The organism is Vibrio sp. sp1, from assembly GCF_016920955.1.
Taxonomy (GTDB): Bacteria; Pseudomonadota; Gammaproteobacteria; order Enterobacterales; family Vibrionaceae; genus Vibrio; species Vibrio alginolyticus.
In genome coordinates this window covers 949,520-964,936 of sequence record NZ_CP060589.1, presented here as the reverse complement: position 1 = coordinate 964,936, position 15,417 = coordinate 949,520, and the positions used below count along the sequence as shown (strand labels likewise).

20 protein-coding genes are annotated in these 15,417 nt (G+C 44.1%); 9 read left to right on the top strand and 11 right to left on the bottom strand.

Features of this window, described 5'->3' with window-relative positions:
- Positions 1 to 39 precede the first annotated feature (39 nt).
- From lptB to H9L11_RS04565, 5 genes are all read right to left on the bottom strand, one after another.
- Complete coding sequence (gene lptB, locus H9L11_RS04585; protein ID WP_005381111.1) at positions 40 to 765, bottom strand: LPS export ABC transporter ATP-binding protein; 726 nt, start codon at positions 763 to 765, stop codon at positions 40 to 42.
- 1 nt (position 766) lies between these two features.
- Positions 767 to 1,261: a lipopolysaccharide transport periplasmic protein LptA gene (gene lptA / locus H9L11_RS04580; protein WP_005381109.1), complete on the bottom strand. Its 495-nt coding sequence runs from the start codon at positions 1,259 to 1,261 to the stop codon at positions 767 to 769.
- Positions 1,242 to 1,805 carry an LPS export ABC transporter periplasmic protein LptC gene (gene lptC, locus H9L11_RS04575; RefSeq protein ID WP_149191739.1) on the bottom strand — a complete coding sequence of 188 codons (564 nt, stop codon included), beginning with the start codon at positions 1,803 to 1,805 and terminating at the stop codon, positions 1,242 to 1,244. The genes lptA and lptC overlap by 20 nt, the downstream gene beginning before the upstream one ends.
- 86 nt (positions 1,806 to 1,891) lie before the next feature.
- Positions 1,892 to 2,863, bottom strand: a complete 972-nt coding sequence (gene kdsD, locus H9L11_RS04570) for an arabinose-5-phosphate isomerase KdsD (RefSeq protein ID WP_005381104.1) — start codon at positions 2,861 to 2,863, stop codon at positions 1,892 to 1,894.
- Between the two features lie 29 nt (positions 2,864 to 2,892).
- Positions 2,893 to 3,858: a calcium/sodium antiporter gene (locus H9L11_RS04565; RefSeq protein ID WP_005381102.1), complete on the bottom strand. Its 966-nt coding sequence runs from the start codon at positions 3,856 to 3,858 to the stop codon at positions 2,893 to 2,895.
- Between the two features lie 374 nt (positions 3,859 to 4,232).
- On the opposite strand from H9L11_RS04565, the gene mlaF reads away from it, so the two are divergent.
- The 8 genes from mlaF (at position 4,233) to H9L11_RS04525 (ending at position 9,674) form a co-directional block, all read left to right on the top strand.
- A complete protein-coding gene (gene mlaF / locus H9L11_RS04560) occupies positions 4,233 to 5,036 on the top strand; it encodes a phospholipid ABC transporter ATP-binding protein MlaF (protein ID WP_205391013.1) in 804 nt (267 codons plus the stop codon).
- Positions 5,026 to 5,817 carry a lipid asymmetry maintenance ABC transporter permease subunit MlaE gene (gene mlaE / locus H9L11_RS04555; protein WP_005381100.1) on the top strand — a complete coding sequence of 264 codons (792 nt, stop codon included), beginning with the start codon at positions 5,026 to 5,028 and terminating at the stop codon, positions 5,815 to 5,817. Before mlaF ends, mlaE begins: the two co-directional genes overlap by 11 nt.
- A 2-nt stretch (positions 5,818 to 5,819) precedes the next feature.
- Positions 5,820 to 6,308 carry an outer membrane lipid asymmetry maintenance protein MlaD gene (mlaD, locus tag H9L11_RS04550; protein ID WP_005381099.1) on the top strand — a complete coding sequence of 163 codons (489 nt, stop codon included), beginning with the start codon at positions 5,820 to 5,822 and terminating at the stop codon, positions 6,306 to 6,308.
- A gap of 2 nt (positions 6,309 to 6,310) precedes the next feature.
- Positions 6,311 to 6,949 carry a phospholipid-binding protein MlaC gene (mlaC, locus tag H9L11_RS04545; RefSeq protein ID WP_017821301.1) on the top strand — a complete coding sequence of 213 codons (639 nt, stop codon included), beginning with the start codon at positions 6,311 to 6,313 and terminating at the stop codon, positions 6,947 to 6,949.
- Entirely contained in the window at positions 6,949 to 7,269 is a 321-nt protein-coding gene (locus H9L11_RS04540; RefSeq protein ID WP_005381093.1) for a lipid asymmetry maintenance protein MlaB, read from the top strand. The genes mlaC and H9L11_RS04540 overlap by 1 nt, the downstream gene beginning before the upstream one ends.
- A gap of 3 nt (positions 7,270 to 7,272) precedes the next feature.
- A complete protein-coding gene (ibaG, locus tag H9L11_RS04535; protein ID WP_005381092.1) occupies positions 7,273 to 7,527 on the top strand; it encodes a BolA family iron metabolism protein IbaG in 255 nt (84 codons plus the stop codon).
- Positions 7,528 to 7,536: 9 nt separating this feature from the next.
- Positions 7,537 to 8,793 (top strand): UDP-N-acetylglucosamine 1-carboxyvinyltransferase, encoded by a 1,257-nt coding sequence (gene murA, locus H9L11_RS04530; protein WP_005388419.1) that lies wholly within the window; start codon positions 7,537 to 7,539, stop codon positions 8,791 to 8,793.
- 155 nt (positions 8,794 to 8,948) lie between these two features.
- Positions 8,949 to 9,674 (top strand): 1-acylglycerol-3-phosphate O-acyltransferase, encoded by a 726-nt coding sequence (locus tag H9L11_RS04525; protein ID WP_005381088.1) that lies wholly within the window; start codon positions 8,949 to 8,951, stop codon positions 9,672 to 9,674.
- 85 nt (positions 9,675 to 9,759) lie between these two features.
- Here H9L11_RS04525 and H9L11_RS04520 read toward each other — a convergent pair whose 3' ends face one another.
- The 6 genes from H9L11_RS04520 to arcA form a co-directional block, all read right to left on the bottom strand.
- Complete coding sequence (locus H9L11_RS04520) at positions 9,760 to 10,149, bottom strand: RidA family protein (RefSeq protein ID WP_005381087.1); 390 nt, start codon at positions 10,147 to 10,149, stop codon at positions 9,760 to 9,762.
- A 130-nt stretch (positions 10,150 to 10,279) separates the two neighbouring features.
- Positions 10,280 to 10,741 (bottom strand): aspartate carbamoyltransferase regulatory subunit, encoded by a 462-nt coding sequence (pyrI, locus tag H9L11_RS04515; RefSeq protein WP_005381086.1) that lies wholly within the window; start codon positions 10,739 to 10,741, stop codon positions 10,280 to 10,282.
- A 15-nt stretch (positions 10,742 to 10,756) separates the two neighbouring features.
- Positions 10,757 to 11,686 carry an aspartate carbamoyltransferase gene (gene pyrB / locus H9L11_RS04510; RefSeq protein ID WP_005381085.1) on the bottom strand — a complete coding sequence of 310 codons (930 nt, stop codon included), beginning with the start codon at positions 11,684 to 11,686 and terminating at the stop codon, positions 10,757 to 10,759.
- Positions 11,687 to 11,772: 86 nt separating this feature from the next.
- Positions 11,773 to 11,868 carry a hypothetical protein gene (locus tag H9L11_RS04505; protein WP_005381084.1) on the bottom strand — a complete coding sequence of 32 codons (96 nt, stop codon included), beginning with the start codon at positions 11,866 to 11,868 and terminating at the stop codon, positions 11,773 to 11,775.
- Between the two features lie 99 nt (positions 11,869 to 11,967).
- Entirely contained in the window at positions 11,968 to 12,972 is a 1,005-nt protein-coding gene (locus H9L11_RS04500) for an ornithine carbamoyltransferase (RefSeq protein ID WP_193837568.1), read from the bottom strand.
- A 156-nt stretch (positions 12,973 to 13,128) separates the two neighbouring features.
- Positions 13,129 to 14,349, bottom strand: coding sequence for an arginine deiminase (arcA, locus tag H9L11_RS04495; RefSeq protein WP_005381082.1), 1,221 nt, complete (start codon positions 14,347 to 14,349; stop codon positions 13,129 to 13,131).
- Positions 14,350 to 14,932: 583 nt separating this feature from the next.
- Between arcA and rraB the strand changes: the two genes are divergently transcribed.
- Positions 14,933 to 15,346 (top strand): ribonuclease E inhibitor RraB, encoded by a 414-nt coding sequence (gene rraB / locus H9L11_RS04490; protein ID WP_005381081.1) that lies wholly within the window; start codon positions 14,933 to 14,935, stop codon positions 15,344 to 15,346.
- The last annotated feature ends 71 nt before the right edge of the window (positions 15,347 to 15,417 follow it).

The window sequence follows — 15,417 nt, the reverse complement described above, 5'->3', positions numbered from 1 at the left end:
TACCTTGTAATGCTCAGAATCTTACCGTTCCTAATATAATCATAGACGGAATTGTTCGCCGAGATAAACTTGTTTCACCTGTTCATTATTGAGAACTTCTGCCGGAGTTCCCGATGCAATTAGGTGCCCTTGGCTCACGATATAGGCTTTTTCACATACGTCCAGTGTTTCACGTACATTATGGTCAGTGATTAACACTCCGAGACCACGATCGCGCAGATGCTCAATGATTTTCTTGATGTCATTAACCGAAATTGGGTCAACACCAGCGAAAGGTTCATCCAATAAAATGAACTGAGGGTTGGCCGCTAAAGCTCGAGCGATTTCCACCCTGCGTCGCTCACCCCCTGATAGTGCCATACCAGCACTGGTTCTGATGTGCTGGATGTGGAATTCTTCCAACAAATCTTCCAGTTTATCTTGGCGCTCTTCCCTCGTCATTTCTTGACGAGTTTCAAGTACGGCCATGATGTTATCTTCTACTGAAAGCTTACGGAAAATCGACGCTTCTTGCGGAAGATAGCCAATGCCAAGTCGTGAACGGCTATGCATCGGCAAAATACTGATGTCATTGTCGTCAATGGTAATGGTGCCTTCATCGCGAGGTACTAAGCCGACAATCATGTAAAACGAGGTGGTTTTACCCGCACCGTTTGGACCGAGCAGCCCAACAATCTGACCAGATTCAACTTCTAAGCTAACATCAGTGACGACTTTGCGTTTTTTGTAGCTTTTCGCCAAGTTTTTCGCACTCAGTACTGCCATATTAGTTCTCTATCTGATTGGGTTGCAAAATGGTCGTAACGCGCTCTTCCTTAGAGCTATCTGCGACTAGCTTTTGTTTACCAATTTGGTAACGAATCGAAGAACCTTTGATGGTGTTGTTGTCTTGCGCCAGCTGCGCTTGACCTTTCATGGTCAGTTCGTCTGTAGAAATACGGTAATCCAACTCCGTAGCTTGACCACTAAGTGTTTTACCATCGTCCATCAGCTGAGAAAACTTCGCAGGTTTACCAAATGCTTGAATCTGTTTAATTGCTTCGGTTTTAGGATCGCGAGTTACCACGATTCTATCAGCATCGATATTGATGCTCCCTTGCTTAAGAGATACATCGCCTTCAAAAACAACCTGGTTACTCTTCATGTCCACCTGTTGGGTGTCAGAGTTTATGTAAACCGGCTGTTGAGTATCCGACTTGAGTGCCAGCGCTTGAGGCGCCGCCAATACCAGTGCCAGTAGGCTAAGGTGTAACGGTTTCATATCGACCTTGAACTTCATCTGTCAGAGTCGCAGTATGCTGTTTTAAGTTGCCTTGCATTGCGCCTCCAGTAGTTTCAAATTGTGGTCCAACCAACATCACTTGTTGGTCAGCTTTAAAATCACGATTGGTTAGATTAATGACCAATTTGTCTGTTGCCATGGTATCAAAACTCGCACCAGGCAGAAGATTTTGCATTAAGACTTTGTCATATAAAGTCAAAATTTGGTCTTCATCTAACACTGCTCTTGTGGCAGTCACCTTCCATTCAATGACGCTACCTTCACGGTAAACCATCAAAGTCGGGTTATTAAAAATAGTATCTCCACTCTTAGCATAATGGTCTAAGTTAGTGGAGCGAATGATGTAACTGCGGACACCATCTTCACCGTAGGTGATGTTTTCTAATCCAGAACCACTGAACATGGGCAGTTCAGAATCTGGTGCTACTTGAATTGCGTCGTTGCCTTTAGGGGTTAGTAGGTAATAACCGCACCACGCTACAACGAAGATCAAGAGCAAATAAATAAGGCGAGTAAAACTCATATAATGAAGGCCTATCGTTTAGCTCAGTACTTCCCTGACCATTGCCTTTATTCGTCTAATAAATGATTTAAATGTTTGTGCTGATATTACATCACGCCAGCTTTTAGTAAATCGTGCATGTTCAGTGCACCCACAATTTTTTCGTCTTTACATAAAATCAGAGCGTTAATGTTTTTATTCTGCATCAAGTTCAAACCTTCAACCGCCAGCATATCAGGGTGTGCTGTGGTTGGGTTTGTCGTCATGACCTCGCCAATTGCCGTCGTATGAATATCGATACGCTTGTCTAAGGTACGACGTAAATCACCATCGGTGAATATACCAAGCATAGCATCGTGCTCATCGACGATGGCTGTCATGCCTAACCCCTTTTCTGAAATTTCAAGCAGGGCATCGCGAATTAATGCGTCAGGAGAAACTTTAGGTAACGCTTCTCCAAAGTGCATAATATCAGACAACTTAAGTAGCAGTTTTCTCCCCAGTGCACCACCTGGGTGAGATAGGGCAAAATCTTCGGCAGAAAAACCACGAGCTTGAAGCAGAGCTACGGCTAATGCATCTCCCATCACTAATGTGGCAGTCGTACTGCTAGTTGGCGCCAGGCCTAACGGACAAGCTTCTTGAGGTACCGTAATTTGCAGGTGTAAGTCAGACAGCTTGGCCATATTTGATTCTGGCTTACCTGTCATGCTGATGATCTTAATATTCAGGCGCTTTAATACTGGAAATAGAGACAGAATTTCGTTTGATTCACCAGAGTTAGAAATTGCCAGCACAATGTCACCAGGGCTAATCATACCCAAGTCACCATGTGCGGCTTCGCCTGGATGAACGAAAAACGCCGAAGTCCCAGTGCTTGCCAGAGTGGCGGCAATCTTGTTACCAATATGGCCTGACTTGCCAATACCCATAACGACAACTTTGCCGTTGTTGGAAAGGATAAGTTCACACGCTTTTTCAAATTGATCATCAAAGTAGGTATCTAGCTCTTGCAGAGCAGCAACTTCGATATCAAGAACTTGTTTAGCAGCAGCGCGAAAATCAAATTGATTGGACATATCAGATCTCTACTTATTGATCGTGGTAATTAAGCGGTCATGTTTGCGAATAAGTACACTTGGTAACCTAAGAAGCACACAAACAAGATGGCACCTTCAATACGGTTAATACTGCGTGATTTACCCAAACACATCGCGACAAGTAACAATGAAACGCCTAACATGACCCAGAAGTCACGTCCCATCGCGTACTCACTGAGCACCGATGGATTAATGATGCCAGGAATCCCCATTACCGCCAGAATGTTAAACACATTCGAACCGATAATGTTACCGACAGCCATGTCGTCTTCACCCTTTAAAACTCCCGCAAGTGATGCGGCTAGTTCTGGCAGGCTAGTGCCAATGGCGATAATAGTTAGACCGATAACAAGGTCGCTCATACCAAAGTGTTTAGCAATAATTACCGCGTTATCAACCAGCATGCTGGCTGCCAAAGGAAGCAGTATCAAGCCAATAACCACCCACATGATTGCTTTAGGGTTACTGACGCCTTCTGGGATCTCTGACTCTTGGTCATCAAGAAAAACATCACCTGATTTTTGCTCTTTGCGGCTGATTTGCAACATAGCAAATAAAAATGCCCCAAAGAGTACAAACAATAAGACACCCTCATAAAAACCGAGATGGCTATTCCAAAGCAGAATACCAGCGAGTACGGTTACGGCTATCATGAGTGGAAGTTCTCGGCGGATGACGGCGGAGCTAATCGACAAAGGCTTGATCAGCGCTGTAATACCTAGGATTAACGCAATGTTCGCTATGTTTGAGCCTAATACGTTACCCACCGCTGTATCTGTTTTGCCATCCCAAGCAGCGGTTGCAGATACCATCATCTCAGGGGCGGATGAGCCCATCGCAAGGATTGTCATGCCGATGACAAGCGGGGAAATACCGACGTTGCGGGCTATCGCTGCAGAGCCAAAAACAAGTTTATCTGCACTCCAAACAAGCAAAACAAGACCGACTATAAGCAACGCAACGGCTTCGAGCATGAGAATTCCTAAGTATTAAATAAGTAAAATGAATAACCGCTAATTTTGACCTTTTGCGGCCTAAAATGGAAGATAAACGAAGAATAAATTAAAGGTTAGTAACGAAAATGTATGTAAATCTCACTCATTTAAATGAGCAATTCTGGTCTAGGATTTAAACACTTCGTGCTAATTAGGTCATAAACCATGAGAAATTGCAGGGATATAGTCGACTTTATTTAATTGAACAGTGCTTTAAATTCAACGCCAATGTGCTTATGATTGCAGCCTAATAAATGTACCGACGTTACTTTATTAAACGTAGAATTCAACTCCGATGAGTATCTGCTTGATGATTCCGTGAGTTGCAACGCTCCTACAGTAGAAGAGATGATATGTCGAACAACGATTTAGTCACCGTGAACAACCTCACTTTTTCACGGAGAGAACGCATGATCTTTGATGATATTGATCTGCATGTTCCTGAGGGCAAAGTGACGGCCATTATGGGACCATCGGGAATTGGTAAAACAACACTGCTGCGTTTGATTGGTGGTCAGTTGTATCCCGAGCAAGGAGAGATCTGGTTTGATGGAGACAATATTCCCTCTCTCTCGCGTAAAAAACTCTACCATGCTCGAAAGAAAATGAGCATGTTGTTCCAGTCAGGGGCTTTATTCACTGATTTGAATGTTTTTGATAATGTCGCCTTTCCATTGAGAGAGCATACCGATTTATCGGAAGATTTGATTCGCACCATGGTGTTACTCAAGCTCGAAGCTGTCGGTCTACGCGGCGCGGCGCAATTAATGCCGAGTGAGCTTTCAGGTGGTATGGCAAGACGCGCTGCTTTGGCTCGTGCAATCGCACTTGACCCTGACCTGATCATGTACGATGAGCCGTTTGTGGGGCAAGACCCAATCACTATGGGCGTTTTGGTTGAGCTAATTAGCAATCTAAACCAAGCGTTAGGTTTGACCTCTATTGTGGTTTCTCACGACGTACCTGAAGTCATGAGTATTGCTGACTGGGTATACCTGATGGCCGATGGAAAAATCATCGCCTATGGTACGCCAGAAGAGCTGACTCAAAACTCTGATCCTCGTGTCCAGCAGTTCTTACAAGGTGATGCCGACGGTCCTGTACCGTTTCGTTTCCCTTCTCAAAGTATCGAAAAGGACTTATTTGATGGTCGATAACTTCATTCACTTTGTCGCCTCGCTGGGTCGACGCACGCTTTCTATTTGCGGAGCATTTGGTCGTGCGACTTTCATGTTGATTGGGGCGCTATTTTCTAAGCCACAACCGATCAGAAGCTTTCCTCTGCTTGTTAAGCAACTTTATTCTGTTGGTGTTCAGTCGCTGGCGATCATCGTCGTATCTGGTCTGTTCATTGGAATGGTTTTGAGTCTACAAGGCTATGTTGTGTTGGTGGATTACGGCGCAGAAGGCAGTTTGGGGCAAATGGTAGCGCTTTCGTTACTCCGTGAATTAGGACCCGTTGTTACTGCACTTTTGTTTGCTGGTCGTGCCGGTTCTGCGTTAACCGCAGAGATAGGTCTAATGAAAGCAACGGAACAACTGTCTAGCCTTGAAATGATGGCGGTAGACCCATTGAAACGAGTGATTGCACCACGGTTTTGGGCTGGGGTTATCTCAATGCCTTTACTGGCTATGATTTTCATGGCTGTGGGAATTTGGGGCGCTCAGCTTGTTGGTGTTGACTGGAAAGGCGTTGATCACGGCAGTTTTTGGTCAGCGATGCAGTCCTCTGTTGAGCTAGGGCAAGACATTGGTAACAGTATGATCAAATGTTTTGCGTTTGCAATTACGGTTACTTGGGTCGCTCTATTTAACGGTTATGATGCTATTCCAACATCGGAAGGGATCAGCCGAGCAACTACGCGCACTGTTGTGCATTCTTCTTTAGCAGTACTAGGATTAGACTTTGTACTGACCGCATTGATGTTTGGGAATTAATCATGCAACAAACACGTAAAACTGAATTATGGGTTGGCAGCTTTGTATTAGCGGGAATTTGCGCGATTCTTGTGATGATTTTTCAAGTTGCTGACGTAAAAAGCATTGGCTCTGGTGATACTTATACCCTCAAAGCCGAGTTCGATAATATTGGCAGTTTAAAAGTTCGTTCTCCCGTAAAAGTGGGGGGCGTTGTGATTGGTCGAGTAAGTAGTATTTCGCTTAACCCAGACAACTTATTGCCAGTTGTAACACTATCTATCAATAGCAAATACAATCAGTTCCCAGAAACGTCGAGCGTACAAATTTTGACATCTGGCCTGATTGGTGAGCAATACATTGGTTTAGTACCTGGCTTCGTTTTTGATGATGAAGTCATGCTAGTGGATGGTGATACCATCGAAGACACCAAATCGGCGCTTGTGCTTGAAGACTTAATTGGTCAAGTACTATACAGCGTAGGTGGTTCAGACGACTCAAGTAAGGAATAACTATGTTAGCGAGATTACTACTTTCAGTTTGTGCTGTGTTTAGCGTCTTTGGAGCAACAGCAGCAGAGGTGGATAAAACTGAACCTTATAAGATGATGAAGCAGGTAGCTGAAGTCACGTTCGAAAGATTGAAAGCCGAACAGCCGAAAATCAAACAAGATCCAAATTTACTTAAAGTGATCGTTGAAGAAGAGCTAATGCCTTACGTCAACTACCGCTATGCAGGGTTAAAACTTCTTGGTCCAAACTTAAAAGGTGCTAAGCGTGAAGATGTACTTGAGTTTATCGATGCATTTCGTGCGTACCTGATTGCGTCTTATGCACAAGTGTTGACGCAATACTCTGACCAAAAAATTGAGTTTGGTCCTGAGCCTAGCATTGATGACTCTAAGCGTATTACAAGCATTAAAGTTGATATCATCGATACTCCGCGTCCAAACATCAAACTTGAGTTTAAACTGCGTAAAGACAACCACTCTGGTGAGTGGGAAGCATTCGATATGATTGCAGAGGGCATTAGTTTGCTTTCTAGTAAACAATCCGAATGGAACAGTAAAATTCGTCAAGAAGGTATTCTATCTGTTGCTAAAGACCTAGAAAAATTGGCCGCAGAACCGATCCGCTTCGAGGCTAAGAAATAATGGCCCAGACTCCCGCTCAGTGGCAATTGGATCAAAACATTCTTAAGCTAACAGGGGCACTTGATAGAGATACAGTGCCTTCATTGTGGGCGTATGCACAGCAATGGCAACCTGCTCAATCGGAGCTGGAATGCTCGCTAAAAGAGATAGAGCGCGTCGACTCTGCAGGAATGGTGATGTTAATCCACTTATTAGAGCATGCAAAAAAGCAAAACTGTCATATAATGCTCAGTTTCGTGCCGGCGCAACTGCGCACTTTGTTTCAACTGAGCAATGTTGAATCTTTAGTGGCCAAACACATACAGAATTATCAGGGGTAAATTGTGGATAGCGCAAAAGTACAACAGTTATTAGAAGAAGCACTAAACCTTCAAGAAGTGCATGTGAAAGGTGAAGGTAGCCACTATGAAGTGGTTGCTGTTGATGCTTGTTTCGATGGAATGAGCCGCGTTAAGAAGCAGCAGCTAATTTATGCTCCTCTGATGGAATACATCCAGCGTAACGACATTCACGCATTATCAATCAAAGCGTTCACACCAGAAGAGTGGGCTCGTGATAAGAAATTGATGTCGCTTTAAGGTTTATTGATGGAAAAGTTTCGAGTTATTGGGTCAGATAAACCACTAGTTGGTGAAGTGACCATTTCAGGTGCAAAAAACGCAGCACTGCCGATTTTATTTGCGTCTATCTTGGCGGAAGAGCCAGTAGAAGTGGCAAACGTACCACACCTTCGTGATATCGATACAACCATGGAATTGCTTAAGCGTTTAGGCGCGAAAGTAAGCCGCAATGGCTCTGTTCATGTTGATCCAAGCAGTATTACAGAATACTGTGCGCCTTATGACTTGGTGAAAACCATGCGTGCTTCTATTTGGGCTTTGGGTCCTTTGGTGGCGCGCTTTGGTCAAGGTCAGGTTTCTTTACCAGGCGGTTGTGCTATTGGCGCTCGTCCTGTGGATCTACATATTTCTGGTTTAGAGCAGCTTGGCGCAACCATTACATTAGAAGATGGTTATGTGAAAGCAGAAGTGGATGGTCGTCTAAAAGGCGCGCACATCGTGATGGATAAAGTCAGCGTAGGCGCGACGATTACCATCATGTGTGCCGCAGCGCTGGCGGAAGGCACAACAACACTAGATAACGCTGCGCGTGAGCCTGAAATCGTCGATACCGCTGATTTCCTAAATAAGCTTGGCGCAAAAATCTCTGGCGCTGGCACAGATACCATTACGATTGAAGGTGTTGAGCGCCTAGGCGGTTGTAAACACAACGTGGTTGCTGACCGTATTGAGACGGGAACATTCCTTGTCGCAGCAGCAGTATCTGGCGGTAAAGTGGTATGTCGCAACACTAATGCTCATTTGCTTGAAGCGGTTCTCGCCAAGCTGGAAGAAGCTGGCGCGCTTGTCGAAACGGGTGAAGATTGGATCTCCGTTGATATGACCGACCGCGAGCTAAAAGCGGTAAGTGTACGTACTGCGCCACATCCTGGTTTTCCGACGGATATGCAAGCTCAATTTACGCTTCTGAATATGATGGCGAAAGGTGGCGGCGTGATCACAGAGACTATCTTTGAAAACCGCTTTATGCACGTACCAGAACTCATGCGTATGGGCGCTAAAGCTGAGATCGAAGGCAATACGGTTATCTGTGGTGATGTTGAGTCACTCAGCGGTGCGCAAGTGATGGCAACCGATCTACGAGCTTCGGCTAGTTTGGTTATTGCAGGTTGCATTGCTAAAGGCGAAACCGTCGTTGATCGTATTTACCATATCGACCGTGGTTACGACAAAATCGAAAATAAACTGGCTGCACTTGGCGCAAATATTGAGCGAGTGAGCTAGGCAAGTTAAACTGCACCGCAGGTAACTTGGATATCAAGAGAGCCGAAACCTGAGTTTCGGCTTTTTTATATCACTCTCATGACCATATTTTCCCTTTATGGAAAGAGAGATATTAATAGCTGTATCTGGCAAAAGCCGGTTCCTGGAGAACAAGAATGATTGCACTGTTACGTGTATTTGCTGTCGCTATCTTTGCGATTGTTATGTTTATTGGTGGTTGTGGTTACTGCCTATTAAGCCCTAGAAACCCTAAGCACGTTTTCACTTTTGGCCGTTTGTTTGCCAAGATGTCTCGTGTGTTTGGGATTAAGTTAGAGTTGCGTATCCCTGAAGATGCGTATTCACGCGGCCAACATGTTTACATTGCTAACCACCAGAACAACTGGGACATGTTTACTGTTTCTGCGGCTGTGACTCCGAAAGTTGTGACAGTAGGTAAAAAGAGCTTGGCTTGGATGCCACTGTTTGGTCAGCTTTACTGGCTTACGGGTAACATTCTGATTGACCGAGCGAATCGCTCTAAAGCAAAAGGTACTATCGATCAGGTCGTGAGCAGCATGAAAGAAAGTGATGTTTCGGTGTGGATGTTCCCAGAAGGCACGCGTTCTCGTGGGCGTGGTTTGCTGCCATTCAAAACAGGTGCTTTTCATGCGGCAATTGGTGCAGGTGTGCCAATCATTCCTATCGTATGTAGCTCGACGAATAAAATTAAGCTGAACCGTTGGAACAATGGTCATGTGATTGTTGAAATGCTACCTCCAATCAGCACTGAAGGCTATGGTAAAGAGGGCATTCGCGAGTTAGCGAATATCTGTCGTGAACAGATGAAAGAGAAGCTTGAATCGTTAGATGAAGAAGTCAAACAGCGCAACGCTGCTTAAGTTTTACTGCGATATCATCACGAGAAAACAATAAAAAACGGGTAGCCTGAGCTACCCGTTTTTTTATGTTTGTCAGCAAGTGCAATTATTTGCGAACAGCGATTGCTTCAATCTCGATGCCAACATCTTTTGGTAGGCGAGCCACTTCTACACAAGAGCGTGCAGGGTAGTTTGCTACGCCGTGCTCATCAAAGAACTTGCCGTAAACTTCGTTCACTGTGCCAAAGTCATTTAGGTCTTTAACAAAAACCGTTAGCTTTACAATATCAGATACTTTAAGACCTGAAGATTCAACTACAGCCTTTACGTTTTCTAGAGACTGACGAGCTTGTTCTGCGATATCAGCAGACACTTCACCTGTCGCTGGGTTTACTGGGATTTGGCCTGAAGTAAGAACCATGTTACCTAGATCTACGCCTTGAACGTAAGGACCGATTGCTGCTGGTGCAGACTCAGTGTGAAGTACTTTCGTCATTTGATTTTTTCCATCAGTTGTAGGGAATAAAGGTTCTCAGTTTGCCTCTAAACCCTCGGTAGGTAAAGAGCAAAATACCCCGACATTGCAGGGTATTTTAAACGTATCAAAGCCTAGTCGTGCGGCGTGTTTATCGCTCGGTTACGATCTCGCGTGAGAACACTTTCTCGCAGTATTTACACTTTAGGCGGATTTCTTGTTTCTTCTCGAACACGCTAAAGCTGCTTTCTACTGGTTCATTATGAGAAATACAGTTTGAATTCGGGCATTCAAATACATCATTGATGCGCTCAGGAAGCTCTAACGCTAGCTTTTTCACCACTTCATAATTCTCGATTTGATTCACGGTCGCGTGAGGAGCATACAACGCTAGCTTGCTCGCTTGCTCTTCATTGATAAACACATTTTCGATTTTGAGTAGATCTTTATGACCGAGTGCTGATGATGGCAAGTTCAGTCCAATCGTTACGCGTTGTGATGAATTGTGCATATCGAACAGTCTTAATACTTTGATGCCGATTTGCGCAGGGATGTGGTCGATGACCGTACCATTTTTGATTGCTTCTACCTGCAATTGAGTTTCTTTAGCCATGATTTTTCCCCTCGATTACAGTGTTTCGTTTAGAACAAGCGCCAGCAGTGCTTGGCGAGCATACACGCCATTTTGAGCTTGCTGGAAGAAGTAGGCATGAGGCGTTTTATCAACATCAGTTGTGATTTCATCCACACGTGGTAGTGGGTGCAGTACTTTCAAGTTCTCGCGCGCGCCTTCTAGTAGTGCCGCTGTTAGGATGTAAGCCGACTTAATATGTGCGTATTCCGATTCGTCAAAGCGTTCTTTCTGTACGCGTGTCATGTACAGAATATCCAGTTCAGGAATCACACTTTCCATGTCTGTGTGTAGGCTATATTGAATGCCAGCTTCGTCTAGTTCTTCGCAGATGTAATCTGGCATTGCCAGCGCATCTGGTGCAACAAAGAAGAAGCGGATGTTGTTAAACTTTGCTAAGGCTTGAGTCAGTGAGTGCACTGTGCGGCCATATTTTAGGTCACCTACGAATGCGACGTTCAGGTTGTCTAGACGCCCTTGTGTTTCCGCGATGGTGTATAGGTCGAGTAGCGTTTGAGTTGGGTGTTGGTTTGCACCGTCGCCCGCGTTGATCACTGGCACGCCATTTGAAAATTCAGATGCCAAGCGAGCGGCGCCTTCTTGTGGATGACGCATCACAAAGGCATCGACGTAAGAAGAGATGACTTGTACTGAATCTGCGAGTGTTTCGCCTTTCTTCGCCAGAGAGGTATTACCATCATTATCAAAGCCAATCACGTCACCACCAATGCGCTGAATCGCTGTTTCAAACGATAAACGTGTACGTGTTGATGGTTCAAAGAAACAACTTGCAACGACTTTGTTTTTAATCAGTTCTGGTCGAGGTGCTTTTTTAAGGCTACCTGCTGTTTCTACGATAAGTTCCAGTTCTTCGCGTGAAAGCTCTGGAATAGAGATGATGTGCTTCTGGTAAAGCGAGTTCGCCATGATCTTCTTCCCTATAACATTGATGACTACATCCAAATAACCGAAAGGAATTTTGGACATAAAAAAACCTCCCCAATGGGGAGGTTTTAAAATTCAATAGAATTAACGAAAATAACACCACGTAAGCGTAGTCGCTTAGCGAGAGCAAATCGCGTTTTTACGTCAGCAATCAGCGTGGTCATTTCTTAATCCTCAGACAAATTGCCGAGCATTATACGCTTAACTTTCGTGAGCGCAAGCGATTACATCATGGTTTTTATCGGCTGTTTTTGCGCACTGGTTTAGCTTCCTAGCGTCGCAACCATCACGGCTTTGATGGTATGCATACGGTTTTCTGCTTCGTCGAATACGATGGAGTATTCCGATTCAAATACCTCTTCTGTTACTTCAAGGCCTTTCATACCGTATTTTTCAGCGACTTCTTTGCCGACGGTGGTTTCATCATTGTGGAAAGCTGGAAGGCAGTGCATGAATTTCACATGTGGATTACCCGTTTGCTCAATCACGTCCATATTGATTTGATAAGGTGTCATTAACGCTACACGCTCATCCCATGCCTCGGCAGACTCACCCATAGACACCCAAACGTCGGTGTATAGGAAGTCACAACCTTTCACACTTTCCTCAACGCTTTCTGTTAACGTGATTTTTGCACCAGTTTGTTGCGCGATAGTTTGACAAGTTGCCACGAGCTCTTCTTCAGGCCAGAACGCTTTTGGCGCGACAAGGCGAATATCCATGCCCATTTTCGCTGCGCCCACCATAAGTGAGTTACCCATGTTGTTGCGCGCATCACCTAGGTAAGCGAAGGTTATTTCATGTAGCTGTTTACCACGGCCGTGCTCTTGCATAGTCAGGAAGTCAGCAAGGATCTGGGTTGGGTGGAACTCATCCGTTAAACCATTCCACACTGGAACACCAGCATAAGTACCAAGCTCTTCAACAATGGATTGGCCAAAGCCTCGGTATTCAATCCCGTCGTACATACGACCAAGAACACGAGCAGTGTCTTTCATCGATTCCTTATGACCGATTTGCGAGCCAGAAGGGCCGATGTAAGAGACTTGAGCACCTTGGTCAAAGGCAGCGACTTCAAACGCACATCGGGTACGAGTCGAAGATTTCTCAAAGATTAGTGCGATGTTTTTACCTTGAAGTTTCTTCTGCTCTGTTCCTGCATATTTAGCTTTTTTTAGCTCTGCAGACAGTTCGAGCAAAAACTGGATTTCTTTGGTTGAGAAGTCCAATAGCTTCAAAAAGTTGCGGTTACGTAAATTGAAAGCCATAGCTCGTCCCTTAGTACATGTGATTAGATTAATAGAATCCATTAAAACATACAAATGCTTTTATTGTGAATAATTATTTTAAACTAAAGCTAAAAAAGGTTGATGTATTCACATCAACCTTAGTTTTGATTCACCTAATGTAAAGGGACGAGTAAGTTATATATCGTCTCGCTCTATTGGACAGCTCATACAGCGAGCGCCACCGCGACCACGACCAAGCTCATTACCAGGTACTGTCAGTACTTTGATGCCAGCTTTATCGTATTTTTCGTTGGTGTATACATTGCGTTCGTAACCAATTACTACGCCCGGTTTTACAGTTAGAACGTTATTGGCGTCATTCCATTGTTCGCGTTCCGCTTCATAGCTGTCGCCACCAGTGGTGATGATTTTCAGCTGATCTAAGCCAAGAGCGGACTCAATCGCGTGCAGATAGTTATGTGAGGCTTCAACATGCATTTCACCGTTGCCTTTTGGTGTTAAGCGCCATGTGTCGAGATCTTTGCGCATGATCTCTGGGTAGACAGAGAAAGTATCTACATCCATATGGGTCATCACAGTGTCTAAATGCATACATGAGCGGTGTTTAGGCAGATCAATTGCAATAACTTCGGTAGCTTGGCCTGCTTTAAATAGGCTCGCTGCAAGGTTCTCTACACCTTGAGCAGTCGTACGCTCAGACATACCGATAAGAACTGCACCTTTACCAATAACCAACACATCACCGCCTTCGACATTCGCATTATCATAATGCAGATCATCGTCACCGAAGTATTTGATAAAATCTTGGCCAGCAAAAATTGGGTGCCAACGATAAATCGCACGTAAGTGGTTTGTTTCACGTTGGCGTGCAGGCATCATCATTGGGTTGAGCGATACACCACCATAAACCCAACATGAGGTATCACGAGTAAAGAGGTGATTAGGCAGTGGCTCAATAACAAAGTCGAGAGGACGCTTCATTTTTGGCAGCATAGAAGATGAGGAGATCGGCAGCTCTGAGTAAGCTAAGCCACCTAAAAAGATGCAGGCAAGATGTTCATCATCCATTTCTGAAAAGTATTGGCGTAGGTCTCGCGCAAATGTTGGCCCGTAGCGAAAGTCAGAAATCTGAGTGTTCAGCAGCCATTGTTTTGCTTCTGGAACGGCGAGGGTTTCGACCAGTAAATCGTGGAGGAGAAGCACTTCAACGTCTTGCTCGCGCAGCGTACGTGCGAATGCATCGTGCTCTTCACCTGCCGCTTCTACAGCAAGAACGTCATCAAATAGCAACTCATGACAGTTTGACGGAGTTAAGTGGGTTAGGGCGCGTTCAGGGCGATTTAATAGAACTCGTCGAAGTTGACCAACTTCTGATCCAACGTACAGCTTGCTCATTTTGTATCCTTACAAATTTTCCAGCCATTAGTTATGACAAGCTTCCTAGAAAGATGCAAGTTATCAAGCTTTGTTTATACTCTGGTGTTTCTGGTTTTGTGAGTTTTTTATTTTTATTTTGATTCTTATGAAATTTATTATTAGATATAAATGCTATTTTACTAAAATTAGAGTGCGTGCGTTTTTATTCTAATTTTCCCGTTGAGAAAGAATACACGCACAGTGCATAAAACGTGCATTTTTATTCTAAATTATGCATTATTAAAGTGAATTTATTCGTTATGCTTCTTCGTTTTACACGTGAGTGTATTCAAGAAAGCATCATAAACACGCATAGAAAGAGAAAATAACCACATTAAGTGTCAATTAGGATGTTCTGAATATTAAAAAATGCCATTCTTTGTTAATTTTTTGTTTCTTTGTGTGGTTGGTTTAATATTTAGATTCAAATAACCGATAAGAATCGCAGTGGTATGATGTTTGTTTGTGGCTTTTCATCGCAATCCATGCCATATTTCACCGGATCAGCATACTCAGTATCGGGTATTGTGTTTCCATCAAGTAACTAATCTGGAGCCAAAACATGTCTCACGAAGATGAATATCTATCAGTAGAAGAATTAATTGAGATTCAAAAGGAAGAGACTCGCGATATCATTGCAGCATTGCTAGAAGATGGCAGCGATCCAGATTCGCTATACGAAATTGAGCACCACCTGTTTGCAGAAGATTTTGACACGCTAGAAAAAGCGGTAGTTGAAGCATTCAAGATGGGCTTTGAAGTTCTTGAAGCAGAAGAAACTGAAGATGAAGATGGTAACAAGTTGCTTTGCTGTGATGCGACTATGGAGTCCGCACTAGACGCAGAAGCGATTGATGCGCAAGTTGAAAAATTGATTCACTTGGCAGAAAAATACGACATCATCTATGACGGTTGGGGTACGTACTACGAAGGCGAAGATGCGCTTTACCCTGAAGAAGATGAAGACGACGAGTAATCAAAGCTCACTACTTTTGGAAAAACCAGCGTTTAACGCTGGTTTTTTTATTCCTTGAAAAACTGACGAAT